General features: G+C 62.0%; 10 protein-coding genes and 1 pseudogene. 3 read left to right on the forward strand and 8 right to left on the reverse strand.

The genetic code is table 11. From position 1 onward, the window contains the following. Positions 1–122: 122 nt before the first annotated feature. The 8 genes and pseudogenes from N181_RS35405 to N181_RS30550 all read right to left on the reverse strand — a co-directional run. Positions 123–209: pseudogene (locus tag N181_RS35405) on the reverse strand (ATP-binding cassette domain-containing protein); the annotation flags it as partial. A 536-nt stretch (positions 210–745) separates the two neighbouring features. Next, positions 746–3,634 (reverse strand): membrane protein, encoded by a 2,889-nt coding sequence (locus N181_RS30520; RefSeq protein WP_014330201.1) that lies wholly within the window; start codon positions 3,632–3,634, stop codon positions 746–748. 17 nt (positions 3,635–3,651) lie between these two features. Continuing rightward, a complete protein-coding gene (locus N181_RS30525; RefSeq protein ID WP_037457145.1) occupies positions 3,652–5,454 on the reverse strand; it encodes a GMC family oxidoreductase in 1,803 nt (600 codons plus the stop codon). 2 nt (positions 5,455–5,456) lie between these two features. Beyond that, on the reverse strand, positions 5,457–8,231 hold the full coding sequence (locus tag N181_RS30530) for a c-type cytochrome (RefSeq protein WP_042778760.1): 2,775 nt from the start codon (positions 8,229–8,231) through the stop codon (positions 5,457–5,459). 22 nt (positions 8,232–8,253) lie between these two features. Next, positions 8,254–9,738: a c-type cytochrome gene (locus N181_RS30535; RefSeq protein WP_014330204.1), complete on the reverse strand. Its 1,485-nt coding sequence runs from the start codon at positions 9,736–9,738 to the stop codon at positions 8,254–8,256. Further along, positions 9,735–10,166, reverse strand: coding sequence for a hypothetical protein (locus N181_RS30540; RefSeq protein WP_014330205.1), 432 nt, complete (start codon positions 10,164–10,166; stop codon positions 9,735–9,737). The genes N181_RS30535 and N181_RS30540 overlap by 4 nt, the downstream gene beginning before the upstream one ends. After that, positions 10,163–11,692, reverse strand: a complete 1,530-nt coding sequence (locus N181_RS30545; protein WP_042778762.1) for a c-type cytochrome — start codon at positions 11,690–11,692, stop codon at positions 10,163–10,165. Before N181_RS30545 ends, N181_RS30540 begins: the two co-directional genes overlap by 4 nt. A gap of 38 nt (positions 11,693–11,730) precedes the next feature. Further along, entirely contained in the window at positions 11,731–13,122 is a 1,392-nt protein-coding gene (locus N181_RS30550; protein ID WP_014330207.1) for an NADH:flavin oxidoreductase, read from the reverse strand. 281 nt (positions 13,123–13,403) lie between these two features. On the opposite strand from N181_RS30550, the gene N181_RS30555 reads away from it, so the two are divergent. The 3 genes from N181_RS30555 to N181_RS30565 all read left to right on the forward strand — a co-directional run bounded on the left by N181_RS30555 (position 13,404) and on the right by N181_RS30565 (position 17,051). Then, complete coding sequence (locus tag N181_RS30555) at positions 13,404–14,789, forward strand: DUF2235 domain-containing protein (protein WP_014330208.1); 1,386 nt, start codon at positions 13,404–13,406, stop codon at positions 14,787–14,789. Positions 14,790–14,845: 56 nt separating this feature from the next. Beyond that, entirely contained in the window at positions 14,846–16,066 is a 1,221-nt protein-coding gene (locus N181_RS30560) for a hypothetical protein (protein ID WP_153451205.1), read from the forward strand. A gap of 154 nt (positions 16,067–16,220) precedes the next feature. Next, positions 16,221–17,051 (forward strand): oxidoreductase, encoded by an 831-nt coding sequence (locus tag N181_RS30565; RefSeq protein ID WP_037457139.1) that lies wholly within the window; start codon positions 16,221–16,223, stop codon positions 17,049–17,051. Positions 17,052–17,281: the final 230 nt, after the last annotated feature.

A 17,281-nucleotide genomic window follows, 5' to 3' on the forward strand; every position in this document is an offset into this window, starting at 1 on the left:
CAGTTCGCCTCACTTCTCAGCAAGGCGGCCCTCCTCGGATGCGTACGTTACGAACTATGTCTGGTTGAAAACGCCGACGACTGGGCGCCCTATCACAGGATTCGGCGAACGGTATTTTTCGAAAGGATCGGCGCGTCCTTGAGCAGGACGCGGGCAATAGCGACGCGCTGGCGCTGGCCTCCGGACAGTTTTACGCCGCGGTCGCCGACGAAGCCTTGAGGTAGCCGGAAAAAACGCCGACGTCCTGCTTTTAGATATGGAGGCAAACGGCATTACGGAAAACCGTGGACGTCCTAAAGCCTCACATCCTCTCGCTTTAGGTTCGAAGGCACCTGACCTCACTTGCGCGGCGGCGCAGCGGCATAGCCGTGTTACCCGACGACATTACCATGCCATGCAACTGTCAGATTGATCGCTGCCTGTTCTTAGACGGCCACCGTTCGTTTCAGTCAGTACACAGATACTCTTCAGCTGCTTCGGCTTCGCTACTCCAGCGGTTGGGTCGGGCGATTGCCCACAGGGCGTCAGCGGCCGCCTCACAGGTCCCGAACTCTGCGACCAGGCGCTCTGCCATCTGCCGGCGCATCGCAGGATCGATCGCGCTCGCATGTTCGCTGCGGCGACGAAACGCCTCCAGAAACCTCTGTCTCGACCGGAAGCAGAACCTGTCGCGTCGCCGGGAGCTTACATGGAGGTGCCTTCGAACCAAACATGAGTGCCCTTGCTTCTGCCCATCCGTGCAGGGTCACGGTGCGTAGATTGCGCCGCCGGAAGGTCGCCTCGCACAGGAGGAGGAGTCCGGCCAGGACACCGGCGTCGAAAGCGCTCGCAGCACCGCCTGCCAGCTTTTCTGGTGCGAGGGAACGTCCTCCCGTGTCCAGCCAAGGACCCTCGCGGCGTCCTCAGGATCGTCGAAGGCCGGGGCCGTATTGTCGTGGAGGGCGACGACAAGCTTCTTCACATCGTCGGCCGACAATGTGACGCGCTCGCCCGTTTTCGGGTCCGTGAAGGTGAGCGATCCGGGTAGAAGCCAATGGGTGCCGATGCCTCCGTTGCGCAGCACCGCGGGCATGGCGATCTCGTGGACGGTAATCATCGAATAGCGTCGGCAGTAGATCTCTTTGAGGTCGGCAAGGAGTTCGCCTCCCAGCGCCAGTCCGAGCTGACCGCCGGCACCAAGCACGGAATCGAAGCCGAAACTCTCCGCGTAGCGGTCATCGGAAGCGGACACGTCCGCGACGACGACGTGCAATGGCGCCAGTTTTTCGGCCTGCGGCGAGCGCCGCATCGTCTCGCGAACGGCAAAATAGAGGGTTATCGCACCGCGGTTTTCGACCGCTCCGCCGTCGGTCACCCAATATCGTCGCGCCGCCGAACCGGGTGCCGGTCGCAGGTCGATAGCGGCATCTGGAAAGACGGGTGGAAAGTTGGCGCTGAGCGCGGCGGCGCGCGCGATCGAAAGACTGGCGTCGTTCAGCGTAACGATCTCCATTCCCTCGCCGACAGCCGGGCTCGCCTCCGGCTTGCGCAGATTCGTCAGGACCACGCGTCCCCCCGCGCCGGCAGCATTGCCTTCGGCGCGGCACTTCCTGACCTGCTCCGGCAGAGGCAGGCCACCGTTCGCACAGCGACCACTGGCGGCATCGAAGGAGCCAAGCATCGCCGTATTCAGGATGAGTCCAAAGGACGGGTCCGCCATGACGCCGGCGCCCATGCGACAGACGAAGGATTCGGCCAGGATGCTCCCGAGCCGGCTGCGCGCCGGCATCCATCCAACGACCTCTTCGTTGCGGGAGAACGCCTCGCCGCAGGCGGCATTTCGCCACCGCCAGCGGCCGAAGACGATCCGCATGTCGCTGGCGGCGTCGAGCACGTATTCGATGAACGGCAAGGCCATCGTGTCGGAGAAGCGCTGCCATGCCGCTTCATCGGGCGGCCCTGGTCGGCGGAGCTCGTCTTCGTGCAGGGCGAAATACGCGAGAGCGGCACTGCCGCCGGAGACGCCGCTCGCGGCGACAACCTCGCAGATGCGGCCCTGCTGCGCGAGGCCGCGCAGAAGCGACGCGGTGTAGATTGCGGCGCGCGTACCGCCGCCGGAGGCAACGACGGCAATCCGGGGCGTGTCCGGGCCGAGCGCCGGGCATGCGCCGGCAGGTCTAGCTTCGGTTTGCAGCAGGGATAGGAGGTCGAGATCCGCCGGCGGCGCGCGATTGACGGCCATTTCCGGCGGCTGCACCGCGCCAAAAAGGCTGACCGCCCACGGTATACCGATCAGTCCGAAGGCAAATGCGCCGGTGATCGCGGGATAGACGAACGCCGAACGTTGCAGGTTGCGGACGCTCGCCAGCGGATGGGACGTGTCGGTTCTCTCCGCGGACAAGCGCTCGAGCTGGCTTCGAAACGCCGTGAGCACTTCCGCCGCGGTGAGGAATTGCAACGCCGGGCCCGCGGCCTCGTAGGCGTCTTCGTACTCGCCCTCGATCCTCAGTCGTCCTGCGCCATGCAAGGCGATGCTGCGGCCCGCGTTCTTGACCTTGCTCAGATTCGGATCGCCTTTGTAGGGGTAGGCAATGCTAAGCGGCGTGAACTCACCGCCCTTGCCCTCGAGGAGCCGCATCAGGCGTCGCGCCACGAAGTGGTCGCTCCAGAAGGCGTAATACCAGGCAACCGCATAGGCGAGCGCCACGTATTTCATGATGGTGGTGTTGCCGTAGCCACCGCTGCCGGCGTTGAACAGATAGGTGATGTAGTGGACGTCGGCGAGGCGCAGCACGGCAACGACGATCACAAGAACACTGATCACGAATTGTGGGCCGACGAAGAAGAGACGGCCGACCGTCTTCAATACCTCCATCAGCCGATCGAAGAGAATGCCGAGGAAAAGGGCGCACCAGGCCGCGGCGCCGGCGATGATGAAGCCGGGCCAGAGGTAATGGTCCGGAACGAAGAGCACGAGAAGCGAACCCGGCAACAGCAACTCCACCGGATGGCTGATCGGCGCGATGAAGAACGCCGAAACGAGGGCCGCGACGGGCCCTCTTCCCATGAAGTCGTAGCGGTCCTTCGGCGCGAAGAGTTCGACGTTCGGGAGTGCGTGTGCGAGCGTCCCGTTCGTGCCCGTGCGAAAGAGCGCGCGGGCGATCGTCCAAACCGCGCCGAGCGACACCGCCAGCATCGCCGCGATCGCAACGCCGACATGCAGCCGCAGGGCTTGCGTATCGGTCCCGAAGGCTTCCGGCGGGGCAAGGACGATATGAATGGCCGCGAGCAGGACGAGGATGAAAAGCTGGCCCGCGAGGAGATAGGCATGCAGCAATCGACTTCGTTCAGCGAGAATATGAATGAGCAGCAAAAGCCCCAGGCCGAGAACCAGCATCGCGATGTTCGCGTACTCGGTCCGTAACGTCGGCCCGAGCGCCATGGCGGTGATCAGCGCAAGCCCGAGTGTCGGCACGTACCACGGGTAACCGTCAGGCGCCAGCGATGTCCAGAACCGGCTCCGCCCCGCGGGCAAGGGCTGGTTCACCCGCGCGTCGAACCTTCGCCACCAGCGAACGAACCGTTTCACCCTGGCACCAAGCCAGTTGTAAAGGCTGACATCGTCCTCGTCGCTCTTCTTCAGGGGACGCGTCATGGCTGATCTCCGATCGTTCAGGGCGCCGCATCCGCCAGGATGACGTCGGCCGCCTTTTCCGCAACCATGTAGACGGCGGTGGCGAGGAAATAGCCGGGGATGCGTGGAAAGACCGACGCGTCGACAACGCGCAATCCGCTGATGCCATGGACGCGAAAAGCGCTGTCGACGACGCCGCCGAGCGCGGGCGGGCCGATGGCACAGGTGCCGCAAGCATGATGCCCCCAGGCGTTGTCGCGCACATAGTCACGCAGCGCATTGGCGCTCGTGATATTGCGCCCGGGCTCCTCCTCGTCGGCGACCAGGTCGTCCATGCCGTCGACTGCCTTGCGCACGAAGCGTATGCCTTCGACGACGGCGTCGAGGTCGACGTTGTAGTCGCCCGTGCCTTCCTGGAAGGAATGGAACTGAATCTCCGGCGCTATGCCTATGTCCGCGCCCCGCAGCCGGACGTAGCCGCCCCGGTTCTGCGAATAGGCCTTGAGGACCACCCAGCTCAGGAAGTCCGGGGCGCGAATCCGCTCCGAATAGCCCCGGTAATAGCCGCGGAAGTCCGCGAGCAGGGAGAAGCAATGGAGATCGGGCTGGGTCAGGTTTGCGCGCGACTTCAAGGCGAGCGAGAACAACACACCGTTGCTCGTGTAGTTGCCAAGGCGAAACCACCGCCACCAGCGATAATATCGATCATGACGGGTGTAGGTGGCACCTTTCAGCATTTTCCACGGGCGTTTCACCCGGTTGACGACCGAAACCTCGTAGCGGTCCTGCAGATTCCGGCCGACGCCCGGCAGGGGTGCGACAACCGCGATACCGTGGGCACGCAGGTGCTGCGGGTCGCCGATCCCCGACAGCATCAGGATTTGCGGCGATGCAAAGGTGCCGGCAGCAAGGATCACCTCGCGCCGCGCCCGGATCAGATACTCCTCGCCGTTCTCCGCGCGGCACCAGACGCCGACCGCTCTTCCCTCCTCGATCGCGATGCGCGTCACCGCCGTCTTCAGCCGAATTGCCAGACGATCGGGATGACGCCGTTTTACCTCCAGCAGCCGCTCGCGCGGCCCCGAGCGAGCATGCCGCCGGGTCGAAAGCGGCGTCAGGCGGACACCGCAGGCGCCCGGATTCCACCAACGCCGGTCGTTGGGATCGACTTCCGTGGTCTCCCAGCCGATGCCCGGGCGGCGATAGCTGTCCGCCGCTGCCCGCACCGAATGCAACAACGCGCGCCGCAAGGGTCGATCGACCAGTGCTCGCAGCGGCAGCGATCGCTCCGTCGTCATCCACCCCCACCAGCCGTGACCGGTCGGATTGAGGCCCGTCAGGAGTGCAAGCCAGCGCCAGAGAAAGAACCGATACCGGCACCGCTCGATCCGCTCGAAATAGGCCTGCATGCGCGACGCCTTCCAGCTCTCGTCGCCGGTCAGCTCCCTGATATGGTTCCAATCGCTGTCGTTCGGACGCACGATGATCATCGCGTGATGGGCGCTGCAGCCGCCGAGTCCGCTCGCCCGCGGGTATAAAACCCCGTCCTCCTCGGCCGAATAGCGCCAGTCGCGACGCTGACGATCGAGATCGGCATAGTGCCGAACCCAATAGTCCTTGGCCATGCCCGGGTGCTCGGATGCGAAGGCATGAAAGGCCGGGACACGATAGGCGTCCGCGAGCGGCATGTCCTTTTCCCGGTCGAGACTGGGGGCAAGCGGGTCCGATCCGGCCTCCAGCACCAGGACGTCCCTGCCCTCTTCCGCCAGACGCGCGGCGACGACGGCGCCGCCGGCTCCGGCGCCTATGACGATGTAATCAAACGCTTCGTCTTTCGGCATGGTCAAAACTGCTTGAGATAGGCGATCAGTGCCTCTTTGTCCGAACTGGACAGGTCGGCTCCGAACAAATGACCGCGATTGACGACGTAGTCCGGGCATTTGCTGAGACCCACCAGCGCGTCGATCAGGCCGGTCTCACGAACCACCTTTTCCGCATGCGCCTGGACCGTGGGGTTGGACAGTTCCTCGGGCGAGCATTGGCCGCCGAGCTTGGCGAAGGCACCGATCAGCGTTGGGCTCGCCGAGATCAGGCGCTTGTAATGGGCGAGCATGTCGTCCTCGTCGTTATCCGGAAGAAGCTTGGTGTTTGCGAGCGCATTCACCGGAAAGCCCTTCGGGAATGGCCCGAGATGCAGAGAACCGTCCGGCGCGAACGCCCAGCCCGCCAGCCGATTGAGTGGGCCCGCAAAGCGGCGCACACCATCCGGCATGTAGCCCGCTGGCACGATCAGGCAGGATGGCGCAGAGGTGCGATAGGTGTAGCCTGGCACCGGGGCCGTCGTCATGTCATCGGTGCGACGCGTGGCCGGCGACAGCAGCTGCCGGATCGAGCGGTCGAACACGGCGAGCCGGTTTTCGACACAGGGCAGATAGGGATCGTTCGGATCGACCGCCGGGCAGCTTGCGCCGTAAGCAGCCCCCGCCCCGCCATAGGCTGCAACGTCATAGGTCCCCTGGTAATGGCTGTCCTCATGGCCCAGCGAATTGTTGAGGAAGAAGGGGGCGGTCGACCAGAGACTGACGAGTGACGGCGGCCGCAGATAACCCCGGCCGTTGCCGAGCGACTTCAGCGGCATGGTAGCGCCCGAAACCGGGTGATTGACCGCAAGCTCACGCGGGGGCGGCAAGGACTTGTAGCTCGATGACGTAAAATTGTCCCAGATGTCGCCGGAAAGCCCATTGGTGGCAAGCGCGCTGCAGGCATTGGTGCCAACCACGTCGATCGGCACCCGCCGCTCGGTCGAGAGATAGTTGCCGTCAAGGAACGTTTCCCGCCCGGCGGCATCGCGCCCCGTGACGAGATCGACCATGCCTTTCTTGAACTCGGCCGATTGCGCCCATGTCCAATAGCGGTCCCAGCATTCGCGGTAGCGCGGTCCGGCGCCTCCGCCCGTGCAGATCCCATTGTCCACGCCGAATTCGGCGGGCGGCACGGGCTGCTTGCTCGAATGGCAGGCGGCACAATTTTCCGCAAAGACCACCTTGCCGCGCTCAACCGTGCCCGAAGCGCGTGCAGCGAGGTGTGCCGCGCCTCCGGGAGCGTCTGCCAGACGGTCGGCGCGCGCGGTGACGAGGAAGAAGATCGCCATGTCGGCGGTCATGTCCTCCGTCGCACCCCAATAGGCGGAATTCTTCTGCGCGTCGGCGATGCGGATCGGCGATATTTTCTGGCCGCCGAGGAAGGGGCGGAAATGCAGGAGCCACTCCTCGCTGAAGAGCCCAATGTTGAGATAGACGCGGTTGAGCGCGCCGAGCGTCCCGACCGAATCGGCGCCGTCCTTCAGCACGCGCATCGAGGCGACATCGCCGCTGCCTTCGTCGTAAAGCGAGCTGAGGGCGCTTGTCTGCGGGTAATCCTGGAACTGCTTGTTGTCCCGTTCGCCGCCCTCCAGGCGCTCGTGTCCCGGACCGGCCGCGATCCCGAGCCGCGCGGCAACTTCATAGACCGCGTTCATGGTCCGTGGATTGTTCATGTAGTCGGTGGAGACAAGCGACGTGTCGAGCGATCCGGGAGGGTTGGTGTGGAAGAGCTGGAACAGGAAATTTCCCTCGTTCGGCGCGGGCTCGCCGGCCTCTTTGCGCGGCTGCGTGTTCCAGAAGAAGATGCGCTCCACCCAGAAATACTGGGCACCGGGGTTTGACGAAAGCTCTGTCCAGTCAGGTTTTTCCGGATCCTTGGGCGGATTGATCGGATTCGGTCCGACATGGCAGAAAGCGCAGGACATGCCGACGCGGTAGGGACGGACGAGGTCCTTGTCGTTGTAGTACTTCTCATCGTTGTAGTAGCGCACCGGATCCCATTTCTTCGCCGCTTCGGCGTCGAAATCTGGATTGGGGAAGAGCCGAAGACCGACGACCCCGCTCGGCTTTCCGTAATAGGAGCCTGCTGGCATTGTCTCGCCCTTGAGCCATTCACTCTTGCCGCGCGCTCCGATGACGACTCCAGGGTGGCGAGCGTCCGCTGCCTCATTGCCGCCGAATGGATCAGGCGCGCAGTCTTCGAGACGTTCGTCGAGCCAGAGACCATGCTTGTCGGGCGCCTTTGCTTGGTCGAAGCACGGCTCGTTGACCAAGCCGAGCCAGCGCCATCGGTTCCACCGACCATAGGCCTGTTTCGGGGGCGACGAGATGATCTTCAGAAGATCGAAGGAGCCGATCGCCGTGCGTGCCGCAAAATCCCAGAAACGGTCGTTGCCGCCTGTCCAAACGATCCAAGCGTTCTGCCCACGGATCGCGGCCTGGCGCACGGCCTCGGGCTCGAGGCCGGTCGCCTCGGCGACTTGCCTGATTTCTGCCGGATAGTCGGCGCCCGGTGCCGGCGGCAGAAGGAGGCCTTTGTCCATGGCCGCGAAATACGGCTCCGCTGCCGCACGAAAGTCGCTGCGGCTGAGACCGGCGCGTTTGGCCTCGTCCTCCACGGTGCCAAACGCATCGGCATCGGGTTCAACGAGAGCCCGCACGATCAGAACCGCGCCGACGACAGCCACCACGGCCAATCCGACCACAGTTGCAGCTGTCCAGGCCAGGAAGCGCTTGATCCGTTGCTTGAGCGTCATCGTTTGCCTCCCGTTCCAGCGGTCAAAGCGTCTTGAGATAAGCGAGGAGGTCTTCCTTCGCCGTCGCAGGCAGGTCCGTGCCCCAGAGATGTCCCGTATTGCCGTTGCCCGGCAGCGCAGTGTCGTAGAGCGAGCCGTAGCGCTCACCATCCGTGCCGGCAGCGCTGACGAAACCGCCGTTCTCCGGGTCGATCAGGTCGTAGCCGCGATAAAAGCGGCGCGGGCGTTCCACCGGCGGATCGAGCAGCGCCTTCAACGTCGGAACGCTGCCGTTGTGCAGGTAGGGGCCGCGCAGCCAGAGTCCCTTAAGACCGGTGGCCGCATATCCTTCGGTCTTCTGAAAGTTCACGAAGCCCCACTTGTAATCGGACTCGTAATCCGCGTAGCGCTGTCGTGCGGCCGGGGTCCACATGTCGAGGCGATGCCGATCGGTGCCGACCTCGACGATCGAGATGGGCGTGCGGTAGCGCGCCCCGCCGGGCTCGTGGCAAACGGCGCACTCGGCCTGGTAGATCGCACGGCCGGCGTCGACCGCCGCCGTTTCGACCCGATAGGGGTCGCCGATCGGCCGCGCGCTTGAGAACGGCGACGGCGGGGGCGGCTGCAGACGCACGAAATCGCTCATCCGATCGAGCGTCGGCTCGGTCCGCGGGAAGGACTTGTAGGTCATTCCGTCGCCGATCGCTCCCGACAGGACCGTCTCGCGCAGATCCGTCTGCAGCCCATCCCAATGGAGGGAGAAGCGGCGCTCGTTGGTCGCTTCTAGCTCGCCGAGCGACCACAACGGCATCATGTCGGAGTTGCCGATCGTGCCGTCGTCGGGCAGGCGAAGGTTCTGGAACTTCACCGGATTGAACGGGTCGATCCGTCCAGGTCCCCAATCGGGGCGGCTTTGCATCCAGGCAAAGGTCCGTCCCTGCTCCTGCAGCGCCGCCCACGTGGCGGGTATCAGAAGGAAACGATAGAGCGCACGTTCCCAGAGCGGCATGTCATAGATCGCTGTGATCTCGGGCATGATCGCGTCGGCGTTAAAGCGCGAATCGGCGCCGGCGGCAATCAGGAAGCGGATATAGGCTTGCGGGTTGACCCGGGCCCCGGCCCCCGCGCTGACGAGCGTCGGGGGATCGTCCGCCGACAGCCGATAGCTCCCCTGGTGGCAGAAGGCACAGTTCGGCGCTACGCGGGGAATGACGCCGAGCGTACTCACGGAGAGGCCGACCGGCACCGGCTCGCCCCTGACCCAAAAGAGGCCGAATGCGCTGTAGCCGTCCTTGTTTGCCGGCAGGTGCTCGGGAAAAAGTTGCGGCAGCACGCGCCAGATCCAGTAGGGCAGCCCTTGCGTCTCCTCGTTGCCGATCGAGCCGTGATTGAAGACCTTCGCAAGATCGTTCGTTCTTGGCTGCGCCACAGGCCGGAACAAAAGCAGGTACGCCGCGGAGGCCACAGCAACGAGGACGATCAGCACGCCCAGCAGAACCTTCCAGAAACGCCGCCGTCTCCTCCTCATATTCCCCTCCCGCTGGCTATATCCTGCTCCAGGCTGACGATGTGCAGCAGGCATATGAGGCTGGCGATCCCGATCGAACCGTCGAGCAGCACGCCCGCCAGGAAGCCAACCGGCTGCCCGAACGCAAAAACCGCGAGAAAGAAGAACACTGACCCAAAGGTGCGCGAGGGGAAGACGGCGAGCCAGGCGAAGATGCGATAGCGGTCGATGTCGAACGTCGCAGGGATGTAGAAGATCGACAGGATGCCGAGGAGCAAGCCGGAGAAACGCGGCCAAATCAGTTGCTGCGCCGGCACATCGAAAAGATCGAGGATCCAGTGCGGCCAGAAGACGAGCGGCACCACGAATGCAAAGTTCAGCAGGATGCCGATCCAGACGAGGATGGCATGCCGTGTCTTCCACTTGGTGAGCGATTGGGCGTGGATCATAGCGTTTTCATGTACTCGATGAGGGCGTCCTTGGCCGATGCGGGCAGATCGGTCCCGTAACGCGGGCCTTCGTGACCGGTGTTGGCGTTTCCAGGACGTGACGTGTCATAGCGAAAGAGCGTCCCGCCCTGCGCAGCCCCGTCCGTGCGATAACCGACCCGCTGAAGGTCAAGCTCGTCGCTGCCGCGGTACCAGACGGAGGGGCGCCGACTGCTCGGCTCAAGCAGATCGCGCAGCGTCGGAACGGAGCCGTTATGAAGGTAGGGAGAACGTGCCCAGATGCCGTCGAGCGGATGGTTCGCGTAGCCTTCCGTCTTGTGGAACCGCTGGAAGCGCCAGGGATAGCCGGCATAGAGGAGATTCTGCGCGGCGACGAAATTGTCGGTATAGGAGGCCCAGCGACCTGGATCTGTTCCGATTTCGGCGAGCGGTTCGACCTTGCCAAGCCGCGGGTAGCGGTTGGTGTCGTAGTCATATCCGTGGGGCCCGCGTTGGCCGTGGCACTCGGAGCAATATCGGACGAAGAGATGTTCGCCCTCGGCAAGCTTGGCCCGGTCGATCTTGTCGGCGGCGGGAAACCTGGGCGGCTGCAGATCCCACATCCACCTCTCGATCCGCCCAATCGATCGTCTATCGACCGTCACCGGCGTCACGCCGGCGCCGAGGGCGGCGCTCAGGTTGCGCTCGGCGACCGAGTCGTTGTTGCCGTCCCAGTGGAGGTTCATGCCTTCACGCGGGCGCTGCTGCCAGATCGCGGGATAGTCCGATGAGCCGTTGAGCGCCGCGCCGCCGATGTTTCCGGGACCCATCGGAAAATTGAACTGGATCGCTTTGTAGGGATTGAAGGTGTCCACCCGACCCGGGCCCCACGGCTCCTGACGGGAGACGAATGCGAGCCGATTGCCGAGGTCGAGGAAAGCATACTTCACGCGCGGAAAGACGATGTGGCGATAGATGGTCCGTTCGAATACGTTCAGGTCGCCGCCGACCTCGTCGCTGTTGATCGCCGCGATCAGCGCATCGGCGTTGAAGCCCGGGTCCCGCCCGACGTCGATCAGAAAGGTGATCAACTCCTGCAGCCTGAGATTGTTGGACGGGGCGCCGGGTATCATGTGCTGTTCGGTCTCACCCGGCAGGCGATAGGTGCCGACGTGGCAGACCGAACAGTTCAGCCAGACCCGTTCCACGCCCGAGACGACACGCCGCGAAACGCCGATGGGAAGCTCCGCGTCCGGTGACTGATAGAGAAAGCCGAAACGGCGATAGCCCTCTTTGCCAAGACGACTCCTGTACATCACAGGCAGCGCCTTGAAGACCCAATACGGCGGGCCGGTGGCGACCTCGCTGCCGATCGACCCGTGCAGGAAGTGTTCCGTCTCGTCCTCGAAAGCGAGCACGTACTGGTTGACGAACAGGAGGTAGTAGCCGATCGCCAGTGCAACGAACGCCAGAATCAACAGTCGCCAGCGCCGCGCGCGCGACACAGCAACTTCTACGGGAGTGAGGCGATCGTCGTCCCTGCTCATCTCGCATGCTCCAACGGGCGCCGCGCGGAAGCGGCGGTTCAGTGGAAGGTGGGCGGCTCGAAAACAGACATGACCTCGGCGATCATTCGCCGATGGCGCTCCTCGAAGCTGTCGCCGTCGAAGCGGCTGAGCTCATAGCAGCCGAGCGGATTTTCGAGATCGTTGATAAGACACCTGTTGCAATAGGTGCATTCTCGCTTCGGCTCGGGGCCGTTCGCCCGCGCGAGGATCTTCGGCAGATCGTTGTTGGCAATCAGCGGCCGCGCCATGCTCACCGCGTCGCAGGCGCCCGAACGGATCGCTCCGGCGATCTTGTCGGCGTGTTGAAATCCGCCCGTACAGAGAACCTTGATGTCCGGATCGACGTCGGCAATGGCGTCGGCGATCGCACGCGCATAGTCGAGATTGATGCCCTCGATGACCCTTCCGCGCCGCCATCGCCACCATTGCCGGAAGAGGCGCGCAGCCAGAGGATTGGTAAAGATCGCATAGTTGAACCGCGTCCGCGTGCCCTGGGAAATCATCCCGTCGTACCAGCGCTCAAGGTCGCGCATCGGCAGGTCACCGGGGGGGTTTCGGGGATGCGGGAAGGTTGAGCCGCTCGAGACATGAAATGCGTCGACACCCTTGCCGCCATCGAGCAGGAGGGAACAGATCTTGATCGTTTCATCGAGGGTGTTGCCCTTGGGGATCCAGGGATAGAGCCAGTCGTTATGGTCAACGCCGTTGATCTTCATCTGCAAATGAAAATCCTGCCCCACCTCCCGGCGGATGGCGCGAACGATCTCCAGTACGAATCTGGCGCGCCCCTCCCAGTTGCCACCGTATTCATCCGTGCGGTCATTGATGCCGGAGCTCAAGAACTGAGTGATCAGGTAGCCGTTGGCGCCGTGCAATTCGACGCCGTCGAGGCCGGCTTCCCGCGCCCGGCGTGCGCCCTGGGCGAACTGCTCGACAACTTCGGCGATCTCCGGTTTCGTCATCGCCTGTGAAAGCAGGCCATGGAAATAGTCACTCTTGCTCGTCGAACTCAGTCCCTTGTTGTAAAGGTTCTCGACCCCGCCGAAATCCTGCTGCCGCCCGGAGTGGCTGAGCTGCATGATGAAGCGACAGTCGTGCGTGTGCACGCGCTCACCGACCGCCCGCCAGAAGGGAATCTTGTTGTCGTCGTCGATCATCGCGTAGCGCACGAGGATGCGCCCGCGGACGGCGACCGGTGTGAAGGAGGAAATGATACAGCCCACGCCTCCCCGCGCGAACTTTTCTTCCCAGTTCAGCCGAGCGTTCCCGCCATGTCCGCTGTACTCATCGAACATACCGGAAACATTCGAGCGGAATAGCCTGTTCTTGACTTCGAGCGCGCGGAATTTCAAAGGCTTGAAAATAACGGACGCGTTATCTTCATGACTATACTCGCTGTCTGGGTTCATGTTTGCGGCTCCACGGTCTTATATTGACCGCAACAAGCATCATGTCGACACACGGTCACATGCCTGCATCACAACAGAATTCACGCTTGATATTTTTACGTTAAAATAGTATACGCTGATGTGCAAATCAAGAACAATTCTAAGACAATCATGAATTTTAGGTAAATCATATTAACGAGATTGCATGTTCATAGATTTCAATAAAATTATAGGGGTATTTTTTGGACTGAACTGCGAAATGTTTTATGACATAGTGCTGTTTGTGGGAGTGGTGACGGAATATGGGCAAGAACATTCTGGTCTTCTCGGACGGCACAGGTCAAGCGGGCGGGTTGATGCCTGACGAACGGCGCAGCAACGTGTACAAACTGTTCAGAGCGACGCGCTGCGGCCCCGATTCCCGGGTCGATCCAGACAAGCAACTGGCCTTCTACGATCCCGGTCTCGGATCGGCCTCGGACGGCGAGTATGTCCGGGTCGGCTTCGTCCGGAAGATTTACAACGTTCTGGCGCAAGCAACGGGGCTTGGCATCACCAGGAACATCATCGACTGCTACACAGCGATCCTCCAGGCCTGGGAGCCGGGCGACAGGATATTCCTATTTGGTTTCAGCCGGGGAGCGTACACGGCAAGGTGCGTCGGCGGTGTGTTGTCGCTGTGCGGCGTGCCGACGACGATGGGCGACGGCACGCCGCTCAAGCGGGATGCGAGATCGGCGCGGGCAATCGCCACCGAAGCCGTCAGATCGGTTTACCAGCACGGCGCCACCAGAAAGAGCGACCGGCTCGCGATGCAGCGAAAGGAACTCGCCGCACAGTTCAGGGCACGCTATCATTCGAAGGACGCAGATGGGCGGGCGAACACGGTTCCCTATTTCATCGGCGTCTGGGACACTGTCGGCGCCCTCGGCATAAACCGGCTCCAGCAGGTTCTGGTGTTGAGCGGCGCGGCAGCCTTGTTCGCTTTCCTGTCCTGGCTCGCATGGTGGATCATGCCGATATCGGTGAGCCTAGGAAGCTGGCTCGCGCTCTCATTGTGCGCGGTCGGTCTGATCGCACTCATTTGGTATCTGCAGGCGCACTTGAAATGGACGATGGGACTGAAGGTACCCTGGTGGCAAACGATCCACCTCACCGGATGGCGGATGCAGTTCTACGACACAATTCTGAACCAGCGCGTCTCCTACGCCAAGCATGCCCTTTCAATCGACGAGAACCGCGCGACTTTCGCGCGTGTGCCGTGGACGGACCAAGAGGATCTCATCGATCCCGACAGGGAGGAGAGCTGGTTCGAGCAGCTTTGGTTCGCGGGCGTCCATTCGGACGTCGGCGGGAGCTATCCCGAGAACGAGTCGAGGCTCTCCGACATTTCGCTCGATTGGATGGTGGAACGGGCAACCAGCATTCCCTATCCGATCATCATCGAGCGAAACTGGCTGAACCTGTTTCCGTTGGGCGGTGCTGCCCAGCACGACGAGTGCAAAAGCGGTCGGTTAAAATGGAAAAGGGGCGTTCGGGAAATACCGTCCGATGCGCCGCTGCATCCATCGGTTATCGCACGCTTCAAGCTGCCCGGTGTCATCCAGTACGACGAGTTTCGTGCCTATAGGCCCGAAGGCTTGAGAAACCACCGCGAGGTCTCGTCATACTACGAGCCTGCTGGCTGATGAGGCTCGATCTCCTGCTGCCAAAGCGGCCTGCGACCAATCATTCGGGGAAGTCGATGACCAGACTATTGCGCGCGCCCATCCGTCGATATCTCCTCGCGCTACTTTTTCTTGCAGGCGCACTTTCCTGCGCGAACTCATCACGCGCCCAACATCGCGTCCTGGAAGACAGGCCCTTCGAGATCATGGGCGTTCGAATTGCCAAGAGCGGCAGCGTGCAGCTTGCCGATCTTTCGACGAATTCCTACGACCTTCTGGAACAGAGCACCTATATCCCGGCGGGCACAACCCTGCTTCTTCTGAAGCAGACGAAGAAGGACCGGAAGGGCCGAGGACTGAACCTGTCGGTCACGTCGACCGGGCTGCTGGTCTATGTCCGCGTCGACGGAACCCATTATATTTCCGCCGACGATATCGAGCGCCGGATGGGCGAGAACCGGGCGGTCGCGATCGCCCAATCGAAATTCGAAGTCACAACGCGACACTACGGCGTGATCACGATTACACCGACAGAGATCTATGCTTTCAAGTACGCGCCGGGCGACAAGATCGAGATTCGCGTCGGCAGGGAAAAGATGGGCGATCAGTGGAGCGAGGACGAGGAGGTCATGGTGAACGTCGACGACTTTGCCATTGTCGATGCGGACCAGCTCCGATCCGACGCAATCGCCGAGCCATTCCAGGCTTATGATGCGATCAAGGACCTCAAGAGCATCCTGGAGACGGCCGAAAGCTTGAGTAGCGAAGAGCGCAACAAGTTTGTGCGCGTGCTGCAGAACGGCCGCCTGGTGCACGATAAGGCCTGCAACGACGAAATCGAAATCAAGGCCGAGGCCGATGCAGGTGTCGCTTTCGATACGGACAGCGTTTTTTCGCCATTGAAGGCGAAACTCGGCCTTTCGGGCAAATACAGCCAAACCACAAAGTTCCTATCCGGAACCGAGCTCATGGTCAGAAGATATGCGCGTGCCGGTGAGGTTGTCGAATTCAAGCAGGAACAAATCTACAAGGACGGTGATTGCCGCAAACCGCTAGAGCGCCAAAGACTGACGATCGCACAGCACAACGACAAGAGCGCCGAAATTGACTCAGCCAATCCCGCAGGCTTGCAGCTAACCTCGACTTTTCTACCGCAATATAGCTGCCGTGACGAATACATGAAACTGTTGGACTATTACGTTCTGCAGGAGAACCTGTCTTATGATGCAGCGGTCCTGGCAATCGCGTATTTCAGCCGCTACAGGAACCCGCAAAATGCGTCTGCCTGCGCGAATTGATCCTACCTCGATCATCACTCGAAGGCCCTGCATCGCATATCGCCAGCGGCGGCCGCCTCACAGGATATGCGACACATTTTTCAACTCTCTTAGCTCTGCCAGTGCGCGACATGGCCAAGATTCCCGTTTGGACCGGCAGTGGGAAAGGACCTCGATGGACATTGGACGAAGGAAGACCGCACTCGTCACAGGCACATCCTCCGGGATGGGGAAGGAAATTGCCAAGCGGCTGATAAAGGAAGGCTACCAAGTCTACGTGGCGGCGCGCCAGATTGAGAAAATGCAAGATCTGGCAGGGCTCGGAGCGACCCCACTGCGCATGGACATCTCCAGGGATGATGAGATCAGAGAAGCGGTCGAAATCATTCTCAATGAAGTCGGCGGCGTCGACGTGCTTGTGAACAATGCCGGTTTCGGCCTGTATGGGCCGATCGAAGAGGTCGGCATTGAAGAGGCTCGCTACCAGTTCGAAGTCAATGTCTTCGGCACAGCGCGCCTGACGCAGCTTCTTCTGCCGACAATGCGGGAAGAAGGATCTGGCACGATAGTCAATATTACCTCAATGGGTGGCAAGATCTACACGCCGCTCGGGGGATGGTATCACGCCACAAAGCACGCGCTCGAAGGATGGTCGGATTGCTTGAGACTTGAGCTTGCTCCGTTCGGCATCAAGGTCGTGATCATCGAGCCGGGCCTGATCAAGACGGGTTTCGGGGACGTGGTGGTCGAGGGTCTCGCGAAAAGATCAGGCGGAGGCCCTTATGCCGAACTCGTGCAGAGCGTGACCCGGTCCACAAGGGAGGCCTATGGACACGGCCGCAGTAGCGATCCGAGCATGATCGGCGACGTCGTGGCGAAGGCGATTAAGGCGAGAAAGCCGCGCACGCGCTACGTTGTCGGAAAATACGCCAAGCCGATGATCATGCTCCGAAAATGGCTGGGAGATCGCATGTTCGATCGGATCATCATGCTTCAGATGCGGTAGAGCATGATTAACGTCCCCCTTGTCTGCAAATTCGTCCAGCGCTGATGGTTACCTCAAGAAGGGGAAGGACGCGTGTGACGCCACTTCTGCAGCGTCTGCTGCCGATGATCTGACGTCCTCTCTCAAAATCCAGAGTTGAGCCGCTTGTTTGCGAAGACACGCCCCGGCCCGCACGTGACTTGATAGTCGGCCCTGAACAACGGCTAAATCATTGATCTTCTGGCGGTCGG

This window comes from Sinorhizobium fredii USDA 205, assembly GCF_001461695.1.
GTDB lineage: Bacteria > Pseudomonadota > Alphaproteobacteria > Rhizobiales > Rhizobiaceae > Sinorhizobium > Sinorhizobium fredii.

Coding starts and splice junctions, on each gene's coding strand:
- N181_RS30530 (WP_042778760.1), bottom strand. CDS start 8,231: ATGACGCTCAAGCAACGGATCAAGCGCTTCCTGGCCTGGACAGCTGCA.
- N181_RS30565 (WP_037457139.1), top strand. CDS start 16,221: ATGGACATTGGACGAAGGAAGACCGCACTCGTCACAGGCACATCCTCC.
- N181_RS30520 (WP_014330201.1), bottom strand. CDS start 3,634: ATGACGCGTCCCCTGAAGAAGAGCGACGAGGACGATGTCAGCCTTTAC.
- N181_RS30525 (WP_037457145.1), bottom strand. CDS start 5,454: ATGCCGAAAGACGAAGCGTTTGATTACATCGTCATAGGCGCCGGAGCC.
- N181_RS30535 (WP_014330204.1), bottom strand. CDS start 9,738: ATGAGGAGGAGACGGCGGCGTTTCTGGAAGGTTCTGCTGGGCGTGCTG.
- N181_RS30545 (WP_042778762.1), bottom strand. CDS start 11,692: ATGAGCAGGGACGACGATCGCCTCACTCCCGTAGAAGTTGCTGTGTCG.
- N181_RS30560 (WP_153451205.1), top strand. CDS start 14,846: ATGACCAGACTATTGCGCGCGCCCATCCGTCGATATCTCCTCGCGCTA.
- N181_RS30555 (WP_014330208.1), top strand. CDS start 13,404: ATGGGCAAGAACATTCTGGTCTTCTCGGACGGCACAGGTCAAGCGGGC.
- N181_RS30550 (WP_014330207.1), bottom strand. CDS start 13,122: ATGAACCCAGACAGCGAGTATAGTCATGAAGATAACGCGTCCGTTATT.
- N181_RS30540 (WP_014330205.1), bottom strand. CDS start 10,166: ATGATCCACGCCCAATCGCTCACCAAGTGGAAGACACGGCATGCCATC.